General features: G+C 55.4%; 21 protein-coding genes. 4 read left to right on the top strand and 17 right to left on the bottom strand.

The window, feature by feature from the left end:
• Positions 1 to 39: 39 nt before the first annotated feature.
• Positions 40 to 741, bottom strand: coding sequence for a pirin family protein (locus AM379_RS04820; RefSeq protein ID WP_014171735.1), 702 nt, complete (start codon positions 739 to 741; stop codon positions 40 to 42).
• A gap of 103 nt (positions 742 to 844) precedes the next feature.
• Here AM379_RS04820 and AM379_RS04815 point away from each other — a divergent pair, with 103 nt between their 5' ends.
• Complete coding sequence (locus AM379_RS04815) at positions 845 to 1,747, top strand: LysR family transcriptional regulator (protein WP_014171734.1); 903 nt, start codon at positions 845 to 847, stop codon at positions 1,745 to 1,747.
• 40 nt (positions 1,748 to 1,787) lie between these two features.
• On the opposite strand, the gene AM379_RS04810 is transcribed toward AM379_RS04815, so the two are convergent.
• The 11 genes from AM379_RS04810 to AM379_RS04760 form a co-directional block, all read right to left on the bottom strand.
• Entirely contained in the window at positions 1,788 to 2,153 is a 366-nt protein-coding gene (locus AM379_RS04810) for a DUF805 domain-containing protein (RefSeq protein ID WP_014171733.1), read from the bottom strand.
• A 106-nt stretch (positions 2,154 to 2,259) separates the two neighbouring features.
• Positions 2,260 to 3,246, bottom strand: coding sequence for a glutathione S-transferase family protein (locus AM379_RS04805; RefSeq protein WP_020883573.1), 987 nt, complete (start codon positions 3,244 to 3,246; stop codon positions 2,260 to 2,262).
• 72 nt (positions 3,247 to 3,318) lie between these two features.
• The gene (locus AM379_RS04800) at positions 3,319 to 3,711 is read right to left on the bottom strand and encodes a DoxX family protein (RefSeq protein ID WP_006178691.1); all 393 of its coding nucleotides are present in this window, start codon (positions 3,709 to 3,711) and stop codon (positions 3,319 to 3,321) included.
• Between the two features lie 208 nt (positions 3,712 to 3,919).
• Positions 3,920 to 4,216 (bottom strand): YqjK-like family protein, encoded by a 297-nt coding sequence (locus tag AM379_RS04795; RefSeq protein WP_020883574.1) that lies wholly within the window; start codon positions 4,214 to 4,216, stop codon positions 3,920 to 3,922.
• Positions 4,213 to 4,611: a phage holin family protein gene (locus AM379_RS04790; protein WP_013098867.1), complete on the bottom strand. Its 399-nt coding sequence runs from the start codon at positions 4,609 to 4,611 to the stop codon at positions 4,213 to 4,215. The genes AM379_RS04795 and AM379_RS04790 overlap by 4 nt, the downstream gene beginning before the upstream one ends.
• Before the next feature lies 1 nt (position 4,612).
• Positions 4,613 to 4,918, bottom strand: coding sequence for a DUF883 family protein (locus AM379_RS04785; protein ID WP_003862645.1), 306 nt, complete (start codon positions 4,916 to 4,918; stop codon positions 4,613 to 4,615).
• Positions 4,919 to 4,947: 29 nt separating this feature from the next.
• On the bottom strand, positions 4,948 to 5,316 hold the full coding sequence (locus AM379_RS04780; RefSeq protein WP_014171729.1) for a DUF1090 domain-containing protein: 369 nt from the start codon (positions 5,314 to 5,316) through the stop codon (positions 4,948 to 4,950).
• 143 nt (positions 5,317 to 5,459) lie between these two features.
• Positions 5,460 to 5,843: an EnvZ/OmpR regulon moderator MzrA gene (mzrA, locus tag AM379_RS04775; protein WP_020883575.1), complete on the bottom strand. Its 384-nt coding sequence runs from the start codon at positions 5,841 to 5,843 to the stop codon at positions 5,460 to 5,462.
• A 2-nt stretch (positions 5,844 to 5,845) separates the two neighbouring features.
• Positions 5,846 to 6,508 carry a DedA family general envelope maintenance protein YqjA gene (gene yqjA / locus AM379_RS04770; protein ID WP_014171727.1) on the bottom strand — a complete coding sequence of 221 codons (663 nt, stop codon included), beginning with the start codon at positions 6,506 to 6,508 and terminating at the stop codon, positions 5,846 to 5,848.
• Positions 6,509 to 6,852: 344 nt separating this feature from the next.
• Positions 6,853 to 7,629: a transcriptional regulator ExuR gene (exuR, locus tag AM379_RS04765; protein ID WP_014171726.1), complete on the bottom strand. Its 777-nt coding sequence runs from the start codon at positions 7,627 to 7,629 to the stop codon at positions 6,853 to 6,855.
• A 117-nt stretch (positions 7,630 to 7,746) separates the two neighbouring features.
• Positions 7,747 to 9,045, bottom strand: coding sequence for an MFS transporter (locus AM379_RS04760; protein WP_014171725.1), 1,299 nt, complete (start codon positions 9,043 to 9,045; stop codon positions 7,747 to 7,749).
• 473 nt (positions 9,046 to 9,518) lie between these two features.
• Here AM379_RS04760 and uxaC point away from each other — a divergent pair, with 473 nt between their 5' ends.
• Together uxaC and AM379_RS04750 are read left to right on the top strand one after the other, a co-directional pair.
• Positions 9,519 to 10,931 (top strand): glucuronate isomerase, encoded by a 1,413-nt coding sequence (uxaC, locus tag AM379_RS04755; protein WP_014171724.1) that lies wholly within the window; start codon positions 9,519 to 9,521, stop codon positions 10,929 to 10,931.
• Positions 10,932 to 10,948: 17 nt separating this feature from the next.
• Positions 10,949 to 12,436, top strand: coding sequence for a UxaA family hydrolase (locus tag AM379_RS04750; RefSeq protein ID WP_032679020.1), 1,488 nt, complete (start codon positions 10,949 to 10,951; stop codon positions 12,434 to 12,436).
• A gap of 102 nt (positions 12,437 to 12,538) precedes the next feature.
• Here the strand turns inward: AM379_RS04750 and sstT are convergent, their stop codons facing one another.
• From sstT to AM379_RS04730, 4 genes are all read right to left on the bottom strand, one after another.
• Positions 12,539 to 13,780 carry a serine/threonine transporter SstT gene (gene sstT, locus AM379_RS04745; protein ID WP_014171722.1) on the bottom strand — a complete coding sequence of 414 codons (1,242 nt, stop codon included), beginning with the start codon at positions 13,778 to 13,780 and terminating at the stop codon, positions 12,539 to 12,541.
• Between the two features lie 235 nt (positions 13,781 to 14,015).
• Positions 14,016 to 14,984, bottom strand: coding sequence for a TerC family protein (locus AM379_RS04740; RefSeq protein WP_025202952.1), 969 nt, complete (start codon positions 14,982 to 14,984; stop codon positions 14,016 to 14,018).
• A gap of 263 nt (positions 14,985 to 15,247) precedes the next feature.
• The gene (locus tag AM379_RS04735) at positions 15,248 to 16,246 is read right to left on the bottom strand and encodes a Gfo/Idh/MocA family protein (protein WP_014171720.1); all 999 of its coding nucleotides are present in this window, start codon (positions 16,244 to 16,246) and stop codon (positions 15,248 to 15,250) included.
• Between the two features lie 70 nt (positions 16,247 to 16,316).
• Positions 16,317 to 16,820 (bottom strand): YgjP-like metallopeptidase domain-containing protein, encoded by a 504-nt coding sequence (locus tag AM379_RS04730; protein ID WP_025202954.1) that lies wholly within the window; start codon positions 16,818 to 16,820, stop codon positions 16,317 to 16,319.
• An 85-nt stretch (positions 16,821 to 16,905) separates the two neighbouring features.
• Between AM379_RS04730 and rlmG the strand changes: the two genes are divergently transcribed.
• Positions 16,906 to 18,042 carry a 23S rRNA (guanine(1835)-N(2))-methyltransferase RlmG gene (rlmG, locus tag AM379_RS04725; RefSeq protein WP_014171718.1) on the top strand — a complete coding sequence of 379 codons (1,137 nt, stop codon included), beginning with the start codon at positions 16,906 to 16,908 and terminating at the stop codon, positions 18,040 to 18,042.
• A 61-nt stretch (positions 18,043 to 18,103) separates the two neighbouring features.
• Here the strand turns inward: rlmG and AM379_RS04720 are convergent, their stop codons facing one another.
• A complete protein-coding gene (locus tag AM379_RS04720) occupies positions 18,104 to 20,125 on the bottom strand; it encodes an NADPH-dependent 2,4-dienoyl-CoA reductase (protein WP_106503510.1) in 2,022 nt (673 codons plus the stop codon).
• Positions 20,126 to 20,280: the final 155 nt, after the last annotated feature.

The following is a 20,280-nucleotide window of genomic DNA, read 5'->3' as shown; positions in this document are numbered from 1 at the left end:
TTTCCTCTCTCCCCGCCGGGGAGAGAGGATTATCGGGTGTTAAACCGGTAAATCAATTAACAGCGCGCGCAGCGGCGAATCAGCAACCAGCGTGATATTCGCTTCGTCGCGAATAAACGCCCCGTCACCGCAGGTGAGCGCTTCTTTCTCTTCCGTATGCGTCACCGCATGCACCGTACCGTGAATCGATTGCAGATAGGCGCGCGGACCATGAAGCTGGAAGCTCGCCTGTTCCCCTTTCTTCAGTTCGATATGGTGCAGCCACACCTGCTGGCGCAACTGCAGGCTGCCTTGACTGCCGTCCGGGGAGGCTATCAGCTGCTGCCTGTCGCCCGTCAAATCTAACTTCTGTACCAGCGGGTTTTCCCGCTCAGGGCAGGCATCCAGCCACAGCTGCATACGGGTCAGCGTTTTATCTTTGCTGAGGTTATGCTCGCTGTAACTGATGCCCGGCTGCGTGGAGATTAATAATGCTTCGCCGGCCTTCGCCTGGACATGATTGCCCTCGCTGTCGCGGTATTCTGCTTCGCCTTCCAGGATCAGGTTCAGGATATCGACTTTCGGGTACGTACGCGGCTGGAAGGACGCGCCTGGGGCGAGCACTTCCTGATTCAATACGCGCAGTGAAGCGTAACCGAGCAGTTTAGGGTCAAAGTAGTGTCCAAAGGAAAAGGTGTAGCGGGCCTGCAGCCAACCGAAATCGGCTTGTCCGCACTGTTTAGCTGTTCTTGTCGTAATCATAAACTTGACCTCTCTTTACACTAAACAATGGTAAAGGTATGGACGCTTCATTGTTAGCCAGATATTCTGCCCGGTATGTTCAAATTTCCTGAATGAGAACGAGATGGCTAAAGAGAGAGCATTGACGCTTGAGGCGCTTCGCGTCATGGACGCAATTGACCGGCGTGGCAGTTTTGCCGCGGCGGCAGATGAACTGGGGCGCGTTCCGTCTGCGCTCAGCTATACCATGCAGAAGCTGGAGGAAGAGCTGGACGTGGTGCTCTTTGACCGCTCCGGTCATCGAACAAAATTCACTAACGTCGGACGGATGCTGCTTGAGCGTGGTCGCGTCCTGCTGGAAGCGGCGGACAAGCTGACGACGGACGCCGAAGCGCTGGCGCGCGGCTGGGAAACCCATCTGACGCTGGTGACGGAAGCGCTGGTGCCCACCGAGGCGCTGTTCCCGCTGGTGAACCGGCTGGCCGACAAAGCAAACACCCAGTTATCGATCATCACCGAGGTGCTGGCCGGGGCCTGGGAGCGACTGGAGACGGGCAGGGCGGATATCGTCATTGCCCCGGATATGCACTTCCGTTCCTCATCTGAAATCAACTCCCGCAAGCTCTACAGCGTGATGAACGTCTATGTCGCCGCACCGGATCATCCGATTCACCAGGAGCCGGAGCCGCTCTCGGAAGTGACGCGGGTGAAATACCGCGGGGTTGCGGTCGCAGATACCGCACGCGAGCGTCCGGTGTTAACGGTGCAGTTGCTGGATAAACAACCGCGTCTGACCGTCACGTCGCTTGAAGACAAACGCCAGGCGTTGCTGGCAGGCCTGGGCGTGGCAACGATGCCGTATCCGTTTGTCGAAAAAGATATTGCAGAAGGGCGGCTACGCGTGGTCAGCCCGGAGTACACCAGCGAAGTGGACATCATTATGGCGTGGCGGCGCGACAGCATGGGTGAGGCCAAATCGTGGTGCCTGCGCGAAATACCCAAGCTCTTTGCCCATCACAACAAATAAAAAATCGAGCCCGGTACGCGAAACGCCACCGGGCTTTGTTTTATGCGTTGAGTTTTGGATCGGGCCCGAAGCGGTTTTCGCCCGGCGTGCCGGCCTGACAGTTGAAGACCAGAATGACCAGCCAGCCCACAATCGGGATCAGCAGCAGCAGTAACCACCAGGCTGAACGATCGGTATCGTGTAGCCGTCGGAACAGCACGGCCCATGAGGGAAGCAGGACCAGCAGGCCGTAAATCGTGGTGAGAACACCTTCACCGCCGGCTCGTTCCCAGCCAAGAATTTTATCGATAATGCCCAGCACCATGATGAGGATGAAGTTCACCAGAACGAACATCCAATACTCTTTACGGCGAGCGCGGCCACCAAATCCAATGTAGTTGCGCAGTACTTTTAAATACCAGTCCATTTTCCTTGCCTCATTAGTCAGTCAATCACTTGTTTTTTAAGCGATCGAGGTAAGGATAGATGGAGATTGTGAATTAAAAAAGGGCATCAATTGATGCCCTTGATATTTATCCGAAACGCACGTCGCGACCATGCGGTTCATCCAGGTCCTGCCACGGACCCACAGAGATAATACCCGTCGGGTTGATGGTCTTATGGCTGCGGAAATAGTGGGTGCGGATATGGTTGAAATCGACCGTTTCAGCAATGCCCGGCATCTGATAAATATCGCGCAGGAAACCGTACAGGTTCAGGTAATCGCTGATGCGGTGTTTATCACACTTGAAGTGGGTAACATACACTGGATCAAAGCGAACCAGCGTTGTCCACAGACGAATGTCTGCTTCCGTCAGGCGGTCGCCCGTCAGGTAGCGATGCTGGCCGAGGATCTGCTCAAGACGCTCCAGCGATTCAAATACTTTTCCCACTGCGTCGTCATACGCTTCCTGGCTGGTGGCAAAGCCTGCCTTGTAGACACCGTTATTCACGTTGTCGTAAATCCAGCTGTTCAGCTCATCAATCTTATCGCGCAGCTCAACCGGATAGTAATCCCCGGCGCGGGCCCCGTGGGCATCAAACGCGGTGTTGAACATGCGGATGATCTCTGCGGACTCATTGCTGACAATGGTCTGGTTTTTCTTGTCCCACAGCACGGGTACGGTCACGCGTCCGGTGTAGTGCGGATCGGCGCGCAGATAGAGCTGATAGAGAAAATCGTGGTGGTAGAGGTCATCACCGGTGGCGGCCGGGAAATCACTGTCAAACGTCCAGCCGTTTTCCAGCATCAGGGGGTTGACCACCGAAACCGGAATTAAGGATTCGAGTCCTTTCAGCTTGCGCACAATTAGCGTGCGGTGCGCCCACGGGCAGGCCAGAGAAACATAGAGATGATAACGGTCTTTCTCAGCCGCAAAGCCGCCTTCGCCGCTTGGGCCCGGTGCGCCATCGGCGGTTAGCCAGTTACGGAAGGCCGAAACAGAGCGCTTGAAGCGTCCCCCGGTGGATTTGGTGTCATACCAGACATCCTGCCAGACGCCGTCTACGAGTTGTCCCATTTTTTACTCCTCCGTCAATAAGCAAAAGCGAGGAGATATCTCCTCGCTTTGTGTTCATTCAGTATAGCGTGCTTACCACTTCTTATTCAGAACGCGGTCGATGCTGTATGCGCCTGGGCCAGTGATGGCCAGCAGCAGGAAGCCACCCGCGATGGTCAGGTTTTTCATGAACATCAGAGAGTTCACGCCTTCCGCAAAGTTACTGTGGAAGATGAACGCCGTCAGCAGGGTGAAGCCTGCGGTAAACAGTGCCGTGGTGCGGGTCAGGAAGCCGAACAGAACCGCCAGGCCGCCGCCGAACTCAAGGAGAATAGTCAGTGGCAGCAGGAACCCGGGAACACCCATGGCTTCCATGTATTGCTGCGTGCCCGCATAACCGGTGATTTTGCCCCAGCCTGCGGTGATAAACAGAACCGGCATCAGAATACGCGCTACCAGAACACCAACATCTTCTAATTTTTTCATTTTACTCTCCAGGAAACCACATCAGCGGCTGAACTTTATTTGTGTGCAAATTCGGGTAGATACCGCGTCTTTGCTGTCGATGGAGAGGAGTGTAAACGGGGCAGATGGGAATTGTTAGCAAGGAAAACTGTCAATCTTCTTCAAAGATATTGAGTAACGGGGGAGGGGGAAGTGTGCCGGGTAAGCGAAACGCTACCCGGCATAAGAACTAACGCAGCTGTTGTTGACGAATCGTCGCTTTCACCAGACGCCAGGCGCTCCAGGCACCAAAGCCGCGGCGGGCCCAGCGGATCAGCATATTTGGATGACGAACCGTCCAGATAGCCATCACGCTGCTTCCGACCAGCGCCCATGATCGCAGGCTCAGGAAGGTATTCCAGCCCCGGTCAAAACGACGCGTCGCGTCAACCCAGTCGCGACGACTGGCAGACAAATCCAGCCGTTGCTGCTGGATCTGACTGAGCAGGAATGCTTTTCGCTTCTGACGTTCGGCTTTATCGCTCACGGCTTGTCATCCTCCAGCAGGGCGCGATCGTTGGCCAGTTCCTGGCGCGTATGGCGCAGGAAAGTGGATTTGCGTGCTTTACGCATCGTCCATATGCCGCCAATCAATGCCGCAACCAGCAGAACAACGGTGGTGGCAATCATCGCGTTGAGTCGATATTGCGGGTCAATGGCCCAGATGATTAACACCATCAGGCTCATCAGACCAAACGCGGCGAAGAGCATGGTAAGCCCGAGCATCAGCAGCATCTGGAAAAGGTTCGCTTTCTCCTCTTCCAGTTCAACCACTGCCAGCCGGACGCGCGTTTCGGCAATCCCGACCAGCGTCGTCAGAATACGCTGGCCGATGCCGAGGACGTTATTAGCAGGCCCTTGTGCGTGACGAGGATCTTCCATATTAACGACGCGTCAGAAGGACACCCAGTACCACACCTACCGCGGCACCAATCCCTACACCCGTCCACGGATTATCGCGAACATATTCGTCCGCGCGAGCTGCCGCTTCGCGGGTCTGTTTCGCCAGTGCATCACCGGTTTCACCCAGGCGATAACGGCTCTCTTTCAGCGCCTGCTCAGCTTTGCTGCGCAGTTTGCTGACCTCTTCTTTTGACTTATCTGCAGAGGAGTTCAGCACCTCTTCCAGGGTATCGGCCAGGGATTTCAGTTCAGCGCGCAGATTTTCAGACGTCGTATCTTTTGACATGATTCTCTCCTGTTGAGATTTCCGTTAACTCAATAATCGCGAGCTTCCAGCGCTTTCAGGTCGTCCTGCGCTTCTTTCAACTTCTTCTCGCGCTTAGCAATTTTTTCCGCATCCCCTTTCTCTTTCGCTTCCTGCAGGTCGTGACGGCGCTCGGCTATCTCGTCCTTCTGTTCAGCGATTTTTTTCTGGTGATCGGCACGTAGCTTGCTGTCAGAACAGTTCGCTTTCACTTCGCTCAGCGCTTTTTTGAGACCCTCAACACGATGCTGATTGTTATGCTTTTCGGCATAACTGATCTCACGCTGAATATCCTGTTCTTTCTCCTGACAGAGAGAGTTGGCGAAGGACGCTGTGCTTAAAGAAAAAAGGGCCAGAGCCAGAGTAATGCGGAATTTCATTATCGAAACCTTCCATTGTGTTGCGGCGTGAGCCGCTATCCAGAGTCAAGCGGAGTACATACATGGGGTGCTCCGCGTACTTAAGCATAGTAAGTAAACGGGGGATTCACCAAAGTGAGTGAAAAGATTCGGAATCCTGGTAATTATCCAAATCTATGCGACGAATCGCGAATCAGTGACAGCCAGGCTGCAGGCTGGTTGTCATCTTCCTGCTGGGCAATGATATAACCGTGCGGCAGCGTACGGTCGAGCACCACTTTCGCGGCGGCACTCTGCGCGCGGGAATCAAACTTAATCAGTAAAACATCGTCCTGCGGGGTGATGCTCTTAAAGCGGATGCCGTTGGCATCAAGATGATGCCACACCGAAAAACCGTCAGGCACGCTGACACCCTGACTCACCGGGCGAATGGCCAGCGTCGATTCCTGATGCGAAAGCGTCGTCCAGGCCAGGAACATGAGGCTGAGCAACCCCAGGGCAATCATGGCCACGGCAAAACGGCGCACGGCAAGCGGTGAGATAACCATCGTTAACCTCTGGCCCCGTATTTCTTCTTCCACAGCACCACCAGCGAACCGACCAGACCAAAGACCAGCAGAACCACCGGTAACAGCATCAGGCAGGACATGAGCTGATCTTCATATTTCATGAAGACCGGCGTTTTGCCCAGCGCATAGCCCAGCGTGGTCAGGATCAGAACCCACAGCAGGCCGCTCATCCAGTTGAAGAACTGGAAGCGGGTGCTGCTTAATCCGGAAAGACCCGCAATGGTAGGCAGCAGGGTGCGTACAAAGGCGATGAAGCGGCCAATCAGGAGCGCGGAAAGCCCGTGCTTATGGAAAAGATGGTGCGCCCGCTGGTGATAATGCGCAGGAAGGTGGGAGAGCCAGTTCTGCACCAGACGCGTATTGCCCAGCCATCGTCCCTGGATATAGCTCACCCAGCAGCCAAGGCTGGCGGCGATGGTCAGTAATAAAATGGTTTGCGGAAAGGCCATTGCCCCTTTGGCACACAGCACGCCGACGAGCACCAGTAAGCTGTCGCCAGGTAAAAAGGCGGCAGGCAGTAAACCGTTCTCAAGGAACAGAATCATAAATAAGACGAAGTAGAGCATGCCAATCATGGAAGGGTTGGCCAGCGTTTCAAAATCCTGCGCCCAGAGGGCATGCAGTAGTTGGGTCAAAAGTTCCATTCAGTGTTCCTGGAAATCGGTTAACGTCACGCCTGTTATCCGGGACAAACAGCACGGCGACATTGTTGTGATTTCATTATGGTCGCTCGCGGACACATTGAGGTGTGGCCAACACTGTTCCCTGTTAATTGGCTGGTTAGCAAGCACTAACTTACAAAATAACGAATTGAATCCAATTGTAACAAAGCCCAAGGTTCTGCGTCACAGAATTTGCAGGGGTGAGATGATTTTGGCGTAAGCCATGGAGGGGAGCGAGGGGATTTACAAAGGCTGACACTATATATGTTTTGCTTACCCACCTCTGCCAGAAGGCGCAGCGAAGCGCCTGCCAGCGAAAAGGTAAACTATTTTGCCGCACTGGCTGCCGTATCGAGATGAACGACAGGATTATCGGCAAAAAGATAGCGGTCAGCGTTAAATTCGAAGTCATCGCTGGTTTCATTGAACAGCATCTGCTTGGTGTTTTCCAGGTGCTGCCACATGGCCAGTTTTGCCGCATGGGGATCTTTGCGAATCAGCGCTTTAAGGATCTGATCGTGATCGTCGCACCAGTTATCCACGGTGCGGGAATCGATGTGATCGTGCAGTTTTTTCCAGTACGGGTTGTGAACGCGCTGAGTCCACATTTTTTCCACGATTGCCGCCAGCGCCGTGTTTTGCGTTGCCAGCGCGACCTGAACGTGGAACTGCAGGTCCCACTCTGAATCACGGAAACATTTTTCCTTGCGCGCGTTTTCCTGGATTTCCATCAGCTTCATGATGTCCTGCTTGGTCACCTGAGTCGCTGCAAATTCCGCAATATTGCTTTCGATAAGCTGGCGCGCCTGGAGCAGTTCAAACGGACCGTAGCTGGCGAATTCGAGACTTTCGTCGGCGACCGGGGAGTGTTTCGGCTGATTAGAAATCACGTGAATGCCGGAGCCTTTGCGAACTTCAACGTAGCCTTCCACTTCCAGCATGATAATCGCTTCACGCACCACGGTGCGGCTTACACTTTTTTCATCAGCGATAAAGCGCTCAGCGGGGAGTTTATCACCGACAAGGTAGACACCTTGCTCGATGCGATCTTTCAGCTCGGCAGCAAGTTGTTGATATAAACGACGTGGTTCGGTGATTTCCATATGCGCTCCAGGCAGGGTACGGCGGATTATTTGTTATACCACTTTTGCGTGCCAGTCTCCAGATTTTGCCATGAAAAAAGCCGCCCGGAGGCGGCTTCTGTGACATCAGGAGGGGCGCTAACTTTGCGTTGCCGGTCCCCCCAGGGACTCTTTTAGTACCTCTTCTGCCGACTTACTTTTCAGCACCGTCCAGATAACCACTGCACCCATCAGGTCGAAGATAGCCAGTACGGCAAACAGCGGGCTGAAGCCAATGGTGTCCGCCAGCGCACCCACCACCAGAGCAAACAGGGTGCTCGCCGTCCAGGCAGCCATACCGGTCAGGCCGTTAGCGGTAGCCACTTCGTTACGCCCGAAGACGTCAGAAGAGAGTGTAATCAGCGCACCGGACAGTGACTGGTGAGCAAAACCACCGACGCACAGCAGGGCGATTGCCACATACGGGCTGGTGAAGAGGCCGATCATGCCCGGGCCAATCATCAGCACTGCGCCCATCGTCACGACCATTTTACGGGAAACGATCAGGTTCACGCCAAACCAGCGCTGGAACAGCGGTGGCAGATAACCGCCCACGATACAGCCCAGATCGGCAAACAGCATTGGCATCCACGCGAACATCGCAATCTCTTTCAGGTTAAAGCCATAGACCTTAAACATGAACAGCGGGATCCAGGCGTTGAAGGTCCCCCAGGCGGGTTCGGCGAGGAAGCGCGGCAGGGCGATACCCCAGAACTGACGGGTACCCAGAATCTGCCAGACCGTCATTTTTTTGCCGTTGTTGGTCTGATGCTGAGCTTCCTGACCCCCAATGATGTATTCGCGTTCGTCTTCAGACAGTTTTTTCTGATCGCGCGGGTGTTTATAGAAAATCAGCCACGCCATGGCCCACGCAAAGCTCAGTACACCAGAGATAATGAACGCCATCTGCCAGCTGTGCATCACGATAGCCCACACCACCAGCGGTGGTGCAATCATCGCACCGATGGAAGAACCGACGTTGAAATAGCCGACGGCAATAGAACGCTCTTTCGCCGGGAACCACTCAGAGCTGGCTTTCAGCCCGGCCGGGATCATTGCCGCTTCCGCTGCACCTACCGCACCACGTGCCAGCGCCAGACCGCCCCAGCTGCCCGCCAGCGCCGTGGCGCCGCAGAAAATAGCCCAGGCGATGGCGAAGAAGGCGTAGCCGATTTTGGTCCCGAGAATATCCAGAACATAGCCTGCAACAGGCTGCATGATGGTGTAAGCCGCGGAATAAGCAGCAATGATGTAGGAATATTGCTGAGTGGAGATATGCAGCTCTTCCATCAACGTCGGGGCTGCGGCTGCCACGGTGTTACGTGTCAGGTAGCCCAGCACGGTGCCTAACGTCACCAGTGCGATCATATACCAACGTAACCCTTTAATTTTACGCATCTAAAACCTCATCGTTATGTTAATTCCGTGCCTTGCACGGCAACCTCTCGACCGTGTCCGGGAGCGGTTGTGTAACGGGAGGGGCTTAACCGGGAGATGTCCCGGAACGGCCCGAACCTTGCCATAAGTAAGCGTGCATAAGTCGGTATCCGTACCGTTAAAACCGGTGTTTTCACACCGGGAATGCATTCCGTCGGCTTAGTGTTTGCGACGGCGAAAAGATAACTTGTCATACAACTTTAAAAGGTGAGTGACATCACAAATGCATGATTATTTGTAGGGACATTATGTGTTACGGATAAAGCCAGTTCTGGCGCGGCCTGGCGAAGGGTTTACCTCATTTGAGGTAATTAATTTGTCTGCGTTTATTGATCTAACTCACGAAAAAATGTTCTGTCTCTGGAAATTGGTGTGATAACTTTGCAGCATCTGAGCATAAGCTTTCTGACGCTCTCGTTACGAGGAAGACGATAATGACACCGTTTATGACCGAAGATTTTCTGTTAGATACCGAATTTGCTCGCCGCCTGTACCATGACTACGCCAAAGACCAGCCAATTTTCGACTACCACTGCCATTTACCGCCGCAGCAGGTTGCCGAAAATTACCGTTTCAAAAACCTGTATGACATCTGGCTGAAAGGTGACCACTACAAATGGCGTGCGATGCGCACCAACGGCGTGGCGGAGCGCCTGTGTACCGGTGATGCAAGCGACCGCGAGAAGTTTGACGCCTGGGCGGCGACCGTTCCGCACACCATCGGCAACCCGTTATATCACTGGACGCACCTTGAGTTGCGCCGTCCGTTCGGCATCACCGGAAAGCTGCTCTCCCCGGCTACCGCCGATGAAATCTGGGATCGGTGCAATGAATTACTGGCGCAGGATACCTTCTCCGCCCGCGGCATCATGAAGCAGATGAACGTGAAGATGGTGGGGACCACTGACGATCCGATTGACTCCCTGGAACATCACGCGGTGGTCGCCCGCGATACCTCGTTTGATATTAAAGTGCTGCCAAGCTGGCGTCCGGATAAAGCCTTTAATATCGAACAGGCAACGTTCAATGATTACATGGCGAAGCTGGCGGAAGTGTCTGACACCGACATTCGTCGTTTTGCAGACCTGCAGAGCGCGCTGATCAAACGTCTGGACCACTTCGCGGCACACGGCTGTAAAGTCTCTGACCACGCGCTGGATGTGGTGATGTTTGCGGAATCGAATGAAGCCGAGCTTGATAGCATTCTGGCACGTCGCCTGTCCGGTGAATCCCTGAGCGAGCACGAAGTGGCACAGTTCAAAACGGCGGTGCTGGTCTTCCTCGGTGCGGAATATGCTCGTCGCGGTTGGGTGCAGCAATACCACATTGGTGCCCTGCGCAATAACAACCAGCGTCAGTTTAAACTGCTGGGCGCGGACGTGGGCTTCGACTCCATCAACGATCGCCCGCTTGCGGAAGAACTTTCTAAGCTGCTGAGCAAACAGAACGAGCAAAATCTGCTGCCAAAAACCATCCTCTACTGCCTGAACCCGCGCGATAACGAAGTGCTGGGTACCATGATCGGTAACTTCCAGGGTGAAGGTATGCCAGGCAAGATGCAGTTCGGTTCCGGCTGGTGGTTCAATGACCAGAAAGACGGGATGGAGCGTCAAATGACGCAGCTGGCACAGTTGGGTCTGTTAAGCCGCTTTGTGGGCATGCTGACCGACAGCCGTAGCTTCCTTTCTTACACGCGCCACGAATATTTCCGCCGCATTCTGTGCCAGATGATTGGCCGCTGGGTGACCGCGGGTGAGGCCCCTGCCGATATTCAGCTGCTGGGCGAAATGGTGAGAAACATCTGCTTTAACAATGCGCGCGACTACTTCGCCATTGAACTGAACTAAGGCCGTTTGAGGTTGATATGCAATACATCAAAATCCATTCGCTGGATAACGTTGCCGTCGCGCTGGCGGATCTGGCCGAAGGTGAAGTTGTCACCGTTGATAACCAGACGGTAACCCTGCGTCAGGCGGTGACTCGCGGGCATAAGTTTGCCGTGAAGCCGATCGCCCAAGGAGACAACGTTGTTAAATACGGTCTCCCGATTGGTCATGCGCTGGCGGATATTGCGCCGGGTGAGCATATTCATTCCCACAACACCCGCACCAATCTGAGCGATCTGGACGAGTACAGCTATCAACCTGATTTAGCGGCAGAAGAAGCGCAGGCGGCGGATCGCGAGGTACAGATCTACCGCCGGGCGAACGGTGAGGTGGGGATCCGCAACGAGCTGTGGATCCTTCCCACCGTCGGCTGCGTGAATGGGATCGCGCGTCAAATCCAGACACGTTTCCTGAAAGAGACCCACGACGCCGAAGGTACGGACGGTGTGCACCTGTTCAGCCACACCTACGGCTGTTCTCAGCTTGGCGACGACCACATCAACACCCGCACCATGCTGCAAAACATGGTCCGCCACCCGAACGCGGGCGCGGTGCTGGTGATTGGCCTGGGCTGCGAGAACAATCAGGTGGATGCGTTTCGCGACACGCTGGGTGAGTTTGACCCCGAGCGCGTGCACTTTATGGTGTGTCAGCACCAGGATGATGAAGTGGAAGCGGGCATTGAGCACCTTCACCAGCTGTATGAGGTGATGCGTCACGACAGGCGTGAGCCGGGCAAGCTGAGTGAGCTGAAGTTCGGCCTGGAGTGCGGCGGGTCTGATGGCCTGTCCGGGATCACCGCGAACCCGATGCTGGGCCGCTTCTCAGATTATGTGATCGCCAACGGCGGTACGACGGTGCTGACAGAAGTGCCGGAAATGTTCGGTGCTGAACGTATTCTGATGAGCCACTGTCGCGACGAAGAGACGTTTGAGAAGACCGTCACCATGGTGAACGACTTCAAACAGTACTTTATCGCCCACAACCAGCCGATTTATGAAAACCCGTCTCCGGGTAACAAAGCGGGCGGGATCACCACGCTTGAAGAGAAGTCTCTCGGCTGCACGCAAAAAGCGGGTGCCAGCCCGGTGGTTGATGTTCTGCGCTACGGTGAACGTCTGAAAACGCACGGTCTGAATTTGCTCAGCGCACCGGGTAACGATGCGGTTGCGACCAGCGCGCTGGCCGGCGCCGGCTGCCACATGGTGCTGTTCAGCACCGGGCGCGGGACACCGTACGGTGGCTTTGTGCCGACGGTCAAAATCGCGACCAACAGCGAGCTGGCAGTGAAGAAAAAACACTGGATCGACTTTGATGCAGGCCAGTTAATCCACGGCAAAGGGATGCCGCAGTTGCTGACGGAATTCGTGGATACCATTGTGGAGTTTGCCAACGGCAGACAGACCTGTAACGAGAAGAATGACTTCCGCGAACTGGCGATCTTCAAGAGTGGCGTGACGCTGTAAGTGTGGTGCGGGTGATGCCCTCACCCCTGTGGAGAGGGTCAAATACTAAAACGGCAACCTTCGGTTGCCGTTTTGCTTTACGTTTTGTCACCGGGCTTTTGTTTACCCGCGTAACGCGTTCTTCGCTAAACGCGCGTCTTCCGCCTGGCATGCCGCTGCGGTGAACAGCACGTCCGTTGAGGAGTTCAGCGCGGTTTCGCAGGAGTCCTGCAATACACCGATGATAAAGCCGACGGCCACTACCTGCATGGCAATCTCATTCGGGATACCGAACATATTGCACGCCAGTGGGATCAGCAGCAGCGAACCACCCGCCACACCCGATGCACCACACGCACACAGCGACGCCACCACGCTCAGCAACAGCGCCGTGGGCAGATCGACCGGAATGCCCAGCGTATGCACAGCCGCCAGCGTCAGCACGGTAATGGTAATTGCCGCACCCGCCATATTCACGGTCGCACCCAGCGGGATGGAAACCGAGTAGGTGTCGCGATCCAGATTCAGCTTCTCCGCCAGCGCCATGTTAACCGGAATGTTTGCCGCAGAACTGCGGGTGAAGAACGCATACACACCGCTCTCGCGCAGGCAGGTTAACACCAGCGGATACGGGTTACGGCGGATCTGCCAGAACACCAGCAGCGGGTTAATTACCAGCGCAACCAGCAGCATGCAACCAATCAGTACCACCAGCAACTGCGCATAGCCCAGCAGTGCGCCAAAGCCGGTGGTCGCCAGTGTGGAAGAGACCAGACCGAAGATGCCGATTGGCGCAAAGCGAATCACGATTTTGACCATAAAGGTCACGGCGTTCGACACGTCGTTGACCAGGTTTTTCGTTGTTTCGTTGCCGTGACGCAGGGCAAAACCAAGACCGATCGCCCAGACCAGGATGCCGATGTAGTTAGCGTTCATCAGTGCCGTAATCGGGTTAGAGACCATGCTCATCAGCAGGCCGCGCAGCACTTCCACAATACCGGATGGCGGGGTGATATCACCCGCAGCGCTGGTCAGGTGCAGCGAGGACGGGAACAGGAAGCTGAAAACGACGGCTGTTAAGGCTGCAGAGAAGGTGCCCAGCAGATACAGGAACAAGATAGGGCGAATGTTGGTTTTTTGTCCGTGTTGATGATTGGCAATTGACGCCATGACCAGCATCAGCACCAGCACCGGTGCGACGGCTTTCAGTGCGCCAACGAAAATGGTGCCAAGCAGCCCCGTCGCTTCCGCAGCCGGTTTTGACACCATTGCCAGCAGAATCCCCAGTACCAGCCCTACCAGAATTTGTTTAACGAGACTGCCTTGCGCCAGGCGCGCAAAGAGACCAGTTGATTGTGTGCTCATAAAAATTCCTAAGTGAAATTGCGTTCCATCCTTTATGTGCTCTAAGTCACATTTATGTCCGGATGTAAGAAAATGTTTGCCTGGTTGAGTATAGGGAAACCGGATGCGGAGGGAAGCGTAAAATGCTGCATTTTACGTGTTGCGTCATAGTTTTTAACTATTCATTTACAAAAGTGTGCTGGCCCTCTCCCTGGGGGGAAGAGGGCCAGCGTAAAGGCAGCAGGAAGGACCGTAATTACTCCACCTGTTGCTTCTTATCGTGCTGACGATTAACCCAGGTATTGATAAGCAACGTCACGATCAGAATGCCAAACACCACACCGAGCGAGATAGCGATAGGGATGTGGTAGAAATCGACAATCAGCATCTTGATACCGATAAACACCAGGATCACCGACAGACCATATTTCAGCATTGAGAAGCGCTCAGCCGCGCCTGCCAGCAGGAAGTACATGGCACGCAGACCGAGGATGGCGAACAGGTTAGATGTCAGCACAATGAACGGGTCAGTGGTGACCGCGAAGATAGCCGGAATGCTGTCTACCGCGAAAATCACATCGCTCAGCTCAACCAAAATCAGCACCAGCAGCAGCGGCGTGGCAAAAAGCAGGCCGTTCTTACGCACGAAGAAGTGCTCGCTCTCGATCTTGTCGGTCATGCGCAGATGACCACGGATCCACTTCACCAGCGGACGGTCGCCAATGGCGGAGCCATCTTCTTTTGCCAGCGCCATTTTGATCCCGGTGAACAGCAGGAATGCGCCGAAGACATACAGCAGCCATTCGAACTGCGTAATCAGCCAGCTTCCGGCGAAGATCATAATCGTACGCAGGATAATCGCACCCAGCACGCCGTACACCAGCACGCGACGCTGCAGGGCCGCAGGCACGGCAAAGTAGCTAAACAGCATCAGCCAGACGAAGACGTTATCGACCGCCAGGGCTTTTTCAATCAGATAGCCGGTGAGGAACGCGAGCGCCTGAGGATCGGCAACCGCGCGGCCTTCCGTTGAGGCCAGGTACCACCAGAAGGCAGCACAGAAGAGCAGGGAGAGGGTGACCCACACCAGTGACCAGGCCGCAGCCTGTTTCATGGTCATGCCATGTGCGCCGCGACGCCCCTGCAAAAAGAGGTCGATCGCCAGCATGATGAGCACGACAACCGCGAATCCGCCCCACAACATGGGAGTGCCGACAGAATGCATACTATTTTCCTTACACATAAAAAACAAAAACGGCCATGGTCAGAAGACGATAGCCGTTAGCTTTTTATGCATAGACCTCGCCTTCCGGCAAGGTCTCACTTACAACCAAAAAGACGGGCTTTTTGATTGCCCGGCGACCGGATGCGGTTTTGCACGCATCGTAATGACGATCCACCGGCAAGGAAGTTACTCCCCTTTGCAGGTAACAAAATATGTCAGACCAGTGATTTCGTCAATGGTCTGCACCGTTTCATTACACAGCTTTACGCGATAGCTTCTGCGCCCACGCCATCTGCAGGGAAGACCACGCCGGTTTGACGGCGGATCTCGGTTTGCAGTTTCGCCGTGGTGCGGCTGACCGCCAGCCCAGGGTGATTCACTTCGTTGTCTTCCACCAGACGGGCGAAGACCTCTGCCTCATAGAGCATAGTGTTAATATGCTGAGGCTGCGTCAGCTCCTGCGCTTTGCCGCCACGTGGGACAATGCTCAGCTTCTGACACTCGGAAATCTTCTCGATAACCAGTGAGCCCGCTTCGCCCTGAATTTCGCTGGGCAGAACGGAATCGCTCACCTTGGAGTGCTGCAGCGTAACGCTGAAATCACCGTAATCCAGCACCACAATACCGTGCGCATCCACACCGCTTTCCAGCAGGCTGGCCGTGGCGGTGACGCCGTGCGGCTCGCCCCACAGCGCCACGGCAGAGGCCAGACAGTAAAAACCGATGTCCATAATCGAGCCGTTAGAGAAGGCCGGGTTAAAGGTGTTCGGGTTTTCACCGTCCAGATAACGCTGATAGCGCGACGAGTACTGGCAGTAATTAATAAACGCTTTACGCACTTTGCCAATCTTCGGCAGAGACTGCTGTAACAGCAGGAAGTTTGGCAGGCTGGCGGTTTTGAACGCTTCGAACAGCACCACCTGATTGTCGCGGGCAAGCTGAATCGCGGCTTCCACTTCCTGAATATTCGAGGCCAGCGGCTTCTCGCAAATCACATGTTTTTTATGGCTGAGAAACAGCGACGTTTGCGGAAAGTGCAGGGAGTTTGGGCTGGCGATGTAGACCGCGTCAATGGCGTCACTTTGCGCCATCTCATCGAGCGACGTGAACAGATGTTCAACCAGATAGTCGTTCGCAAAACTCTGCGCCTGCTCCAGGCTGCGGGAATAGACTGCGGTGAGCTTAAATTTGCCGGTTTCATGGGCGGCGTCGACGAACTGGCGGGTGATCCAGTTCGTGCCAATAACTGCGAAACGTATCATAAACGTTTACGTACTCCGTAGCAGGGAACCTTTAGCCACTGTAGCACGTGATTATTGCAAAACCAGTGCGCTACTGCGCATTACTCTTTAACGATAAATGCGTAAGCCATAAACGGGTATCGAACTCCAGCTGGTGGTACTGCGGCTCCATATGGCAGCACAGGGAGTAGAAGGCCTTGTCGTGCTCTTTTTCCTTCAGGTGTGCCAGCTCATGCACCACGATCATCCGCAAGAACGCTTCCGGCGCGTGACGAAACACGGTGGCAACGCGGATCTCCGCTTTCGCTTTGAGCTTGCCGCCCTGAACACGGGAAACGGCAGTGTGCAGGCCGAGCGCGTTTTTCAACACATGGATCTTGTTGTCGTACATCACCTTATTGATGGGTGGCGCGCTCTTCAGATAGGTGTTTTTCAGATCCTGGGTATACTGCCAGAGCGCCTTATCGGTCGCGAAGTCATGCGTCCCCGGATAGCGTTTTTCCAGCACCGCGCCCAGCTTTTGCTCGGCAATTAAGCTGCGAACCTGAGAAAGTAAGTTCTCCGGGTAGCCCTGGAGATAAGTTAGTTGGTTCATCAACGCCCCAATTTGACAATAAAACGGGTATACTCACGCACCCTTTTCAGGGATAACGCCGAAATTTTACCATTCAGGAGGGCCGATGAGCCACTTAGACAACGGTTTCCGTTCACTCAACCTTAAACGTTTCCCGGAAACGGACGACGTTAACCCGCTTCAGGCGTGGGAAGCGGCGGATGAATATCTGCTGCAACAGTTGGATGACACTGAAATCAGCGGCCCGGTTTTGATCCTGAATGACGCGTTTGGCGCGCTGGGCTGTGCTCTGGCAGAACACACGCCTTACAGCATCGGTGATTCCTACCTGAGCGAGCTGGCGACGCGGGAAAACCTGCGCCACAACGACATCGACGAATCCAGCGTTAAGTTCCTCGACAGTACCGCGGACTACCCGCAGGCGCCGGGCGTGGTGCTGATCAAAGTGCCAAAAACAATGGCGCTGCTGGAACAACAATTGCGCGCACTGCGCAACGTCGTAACCCCACAAACGCGTATTATCGCGGGGGCCAAGGCGCGTGATATCCATACCTCAACGCTGGAACTGTTCGAGAAAGTGCTCGGCCCAACCACCACGACGCTGGCCTGGAAAAAAGCGCGTCTCATTAACTGTACTTTCAGTGCCCCCGAACTGGCCGACGCGCCAGAAACTCTGAGCTGGACGCTGGAAGGCACTGACTGGACAATCCACAACCACGCGAACGTCTTCTCCCGCACCGGCCTTGATATCGGGGCGCGTTTCTTTATTGAAAATCTGCCGGATAACCTGGAAGGCGAAATCGTCGATCTGGGCTGTGGTAACGGTGTGATTGGCCTGACGCTGCTGGCGAAGAACCCTGACGCGAGCGTTGTATTTAGTGATGAGTCGCCGATGGCGGTGGCCTCCAGTCGTCTGAACGTTGAAACCAACATGCCGGACGCGCTGGATCGCTGCGAGTTTATGATTAATAACGCGCTGTCGGGCGTTGAGCCGTTCCGCTTTAATGCCGTGTTCTGTAATCCCCCGTTCCACCAGAAACACGCCCTGACGGATAACGTCGCCTGGGAGATGTTCCACCATGCACGCCGCTGCCTGAAAATTAACGGCGAGCTGTATATCGTGGCGAACCGTCACCTGGACTACTTCCACAAGCTGAAGAAGATCTTCGGTAACTGCACCACGGTTGCCACCAACAACAAGTTCGTGGTGCTGAAATCCGTCAAGCTGGGTCGCCGCCGTTAACGCGGGGCGCTGAGTTTACACCGGCCTGCCTCGCGTGCAGGCCCGGTGAGCGTTGCGTCACTCAGAGACTCAAGGCCAGCGTTGTGCCCTGCGCAATGGCGCGTCGCGCATCCAGCTCCATCGCCACGTCGCATCCGCCGATCTGGTGTACCGTTTTTCCCGCCTCACGCAGCGGATCCACCAGATCGCGCTTCGGCTCCTGACCCGCACACAAAATCACATGATCCACCTGCAGCAGCTGCGGCTCACCGCCGATCAGCACGTGCAGCCCCGCATCATCGATCTTCTGATAGCTCACCGACGGTATCATCTTCACCCCGCGAGAGAGCAGGGTTGCGCGATGGATCCAGCCCGTGGTTTTGCCCAGGCCTTCACCGGGTTTGCTGGCTTTACGCTGCAGCATGACGATCTGACGCGGGCTTTTCGGCAGCTGGGGTCCTTCCGGTCGCAAGCCGCCGGACTGGTTAAGGCTGGTGTCGATACCCCATTCCACGCAGAAGTCGGCAATGTTCTGGCTGGTGGGTTCGCCGGGCTGACTTAAGTACATCGCGGTATCGAACCCGATCCCGCCGCAGCCGATGATCGCCACTTTTGCCCCCACCGGCGCTTTGTCACGCAAAACGTCCAGATAGCTCAGGACTTTCGGATGATCGATGCCCTCGATCGCAGGCCTGCGTGGTGCGATCCCGCTCGCCAGGATCACCTCATCGTACTCCATTACATCCGCCGGATTTACAAACTGGTTGAGGCGCAGATCCACGCCCGTCAGGTCGATCATTCGGCGGTAATAGCGCAGGGTTTCGTAAAATTCTTCTTTGCCCGGGATCTGTTTGGCGATATTGAACTGCCCGCCGATCTCAGCGGCGGCATCGAATAACGTCACGCTGTGACCGCGCGAGGCGGCATTCACCGCAAACGCCAGACCCGCCGGGCCGGCACCGACCACGGCCAGGCGTTTTTTATACACCGCCGGGAAAATCGGCATTTTGGTTTCGTGGCAGGCGCGGGGGTTGACCAGACACGAAGTGACCTTGCCAACAAAAATCTGATCCAGACAGGCCTGATTACAGCCGATGCAGGTGTTAATCTCATCTGCACGCCCGCTCTGCGCTTTGGAAAGCAGCTCGGCATCTGCAAGGAACGGACGCGCCATGGAGACCATGTCGGCATCCCCGGCGGCGATCACATTTTCCGCCACCTGCGGGTCGTTAATGCGGTTAGTGGTCACCAGCGGGACAGACACTTTCCCTTTCAGCTTGCGCGTGACCCAGCTGAACGCCGCGCGTGGTACCGGTGTGGCGATGGTCGGAATACGCGCCTCGTGCCAGCCGATGCCGGTATTGATGATGGTCGCGCCGGCGGCTTCAATCGCCTGCGCCAGCTGTACGGTTTCGTCGAACGTCCCGCCGCCCTCCACCAGGTCGAGCATCGACAGGCGGTAGATAATAATAAAATCCGCCCCGGTACGTTCACGCACGGCGCGCACCACTTCCACTGCAAAGCGCATGCGGCGCGCGTAATCGCCACCCCACTCATCGTCGCGCTGGTTTGTGCGGGCCGCGAGGAATTCGTTGATCAGGTAGCCTTCCGAGCCCATCACCTCAACACCGTCATAGCCCGCTTCACGCGCCAGCGCTGCACAGCGGGCGAAGTCGTCAATCAGCGTCAGGATCTCATCGTGGCTGAGGGCATGGGGCGTAAAGCGGTTAATCGGGGCCTGAATGGCCGACGGTGCGACCAGATTCGGTTGATAGCTGTAACGCCCGGTGTGCAGGATCTGCAGGGCAATTTTCCCCCCCTCCCGGTGAACGGCGTCAGTGACCACGCGATGATGCGGCAGCTGGCTGGCGTCGTTCAGCACCGCACCGCCTTCCATCCCCACGCCAGAAGGCGCAGGGGCCACCCCGCCGGTAACAATCAGCGCCACCCCGTGACGTGCACGCTCGGCATAGAAGGCCGCCAGACGTTCGGCCCCGTCCGGATGTTCTTCAAGCCCGGTATGCATTGAGCCCATCAGCACGCGGTTTTTAAGGGTGGTGAACCCCAGATCGAGGGGGGCAAATAACGACGGGTAGTGGCTCATAGTCTCTTCCAGTGTAAAATTATTGTTATGTGGTCGGATGAGTTACTAATTTAGCCAGCGATGAGTAAAAGGGAAAAGGGGAATGCGGCGATTGTGATGGGATTCAAATATTGGTGTGGTCTGATGCCCTCTCCCTGAGGGAGAGGGGGCGTTAT

Origin of the sequence: Enterobacter cloacae complex sp. FDA-CDC-AR_0132 (assembly GCF_003010695.1) — a bacterium.
In the GTDB taxonomy this organism is placed as follows: Bacteria; Pseudomonadota; Gammaproteobacteria; order Enterobacterales; family Enterobacteriaceae; genus Enterobacter; species Enterobacter ludwigii.
This window is presented reverse-complemented; position numbering and strand designations above follow the sequence as displayed.

Coding starts and splice junctions, on each gene's coding strand:
- AM379_RS04740 (WP_025202952.1), bottom strand. CDS start 14,984: ATGCATTCTGTCGGCACTCCCATGTTGTGGGGCGGATTCGCGGTTGTC.
- AM379_RS04750 (WP_032679020.1), top strand. CDS start 10,949: ATGCAATACATCAAAATCCATTCGCTGGATAACGTTGCCGTCGCGCTG.
- AM379_RS04820 (WP_014171735.1), bottom strand. CDS start 741: ATGATTACGACAAGAACAGCTAAACAGTGCGGACAAGCCGATTTCGGT.
- uxaC (WP_014171724.1), top strand. CDS start 9,519: ATGACACCGTTTATGACCGAAGATTTTCTGTTAGATACCGAATTTGCT.
- AM379_RS04730 (WP_025202954.1), bottom strand. CDS start 16,820: ATGAACCAACTAACTTATCTCCAGGGCTACCCGGAGAACTTACTTTCT.
- rlmG (WP_014171718.1), top strand. CDS start 16,906: ATGAGCCACTTAGACAACGGTTTCCGTTCACTCAACCTTAAACGTTTC.
- sstT (WP_014171722.1), bottom strand. CDS start 13,780: ATGAGCACACAATCAACTGGTCTCTTTGCGCGCCTGGCGCAAGGCAGT.
- AM379_RS04785 (WP_003862645.1), bottom strand. CDS start 4,918: ATGTCAAAAGATACGACGTCTGAAAATCTGCGCGCTGAACTGAAATCC.
- AM379_RS04760 (WP_014171725.1), bottom strand. CDS start 9,045: ATGCGTAAAATTAAAGGGTTACGTTGGTATATGATCGCACTGGTGACG.
- yqjA (WP_014171727.1), bottom strand. CDS start 6,508: ATGGAACTTTTGACCCAACTACTGCATGCCCTCTGGGCGCAGGATTTT.
- AM379_RS04790 (WP_013098867.1), bottom strand. CDS start 4,611: ATGGAAGATCCTCGTCACGCACAAGGGCCTGCTAATAACGTCCTCGGC.
- AM379_RS04720 (WP_106503510.1), bottom strand. CDS start 20,125: ATGAGCCACTACCCGTCGTTATTTGCCCCCCTCGATCTGGGGTTCACC.
- AM379_RS04735 (WP_014171720.1), bottom strand. CDS start 16,246: ATGATACGTTTCGCAGTTATTGGCACGAACTGGATCACCCGCCAGTTC.
- exuR (WP_014171726.1), bottom strand. CDS start 7,629: ATGGAAATCACCGAACCACGTCGTTTATATCAACAACTTGCTGCCGAG.
- AM379_RS04815 (WP_014171734.1), top strand. CDS start 845: ATGGCTAAAGAGAGAGCATTGACGCTTGAGGCGCTTCGCGTCATGGAC.
- AM379_RS04800 (WP_006178691.1), bottom strand. CDS start 3,711: ATGAAAAAATTAGAAGATGTTGGTGTTCTGGTAGCGCGTATTCTGATG.
- AM379_RS04780 (WP_014171729.1), bottom strand. CDS start 5,316: ATGAAATTCCGCATTACTCTGGCTCTGGCCCTTTTTTCTTTAAGCACA.
- mzrA (WP_020883575.1), bottom strand. CDS start 5,843: ATGGTTATCTCACCGCTTGCCGTGCGCCGTTTTGCCGTGGCCATGATT.
- AM379_RS04810 (WP_014171733.1), bottom strand. CDS start 2,153: ATGGACTGGTATTTAAAAGTACTGCGCAACTACATTGGATTTGGTGGC.
- AM379_RS04805 (WP_020883573.1), bottom strand. CDS start 3,246: ATGGGACAACTCGTAGACGGCGTCTGGCAGGATGTCTGGTATGACACC.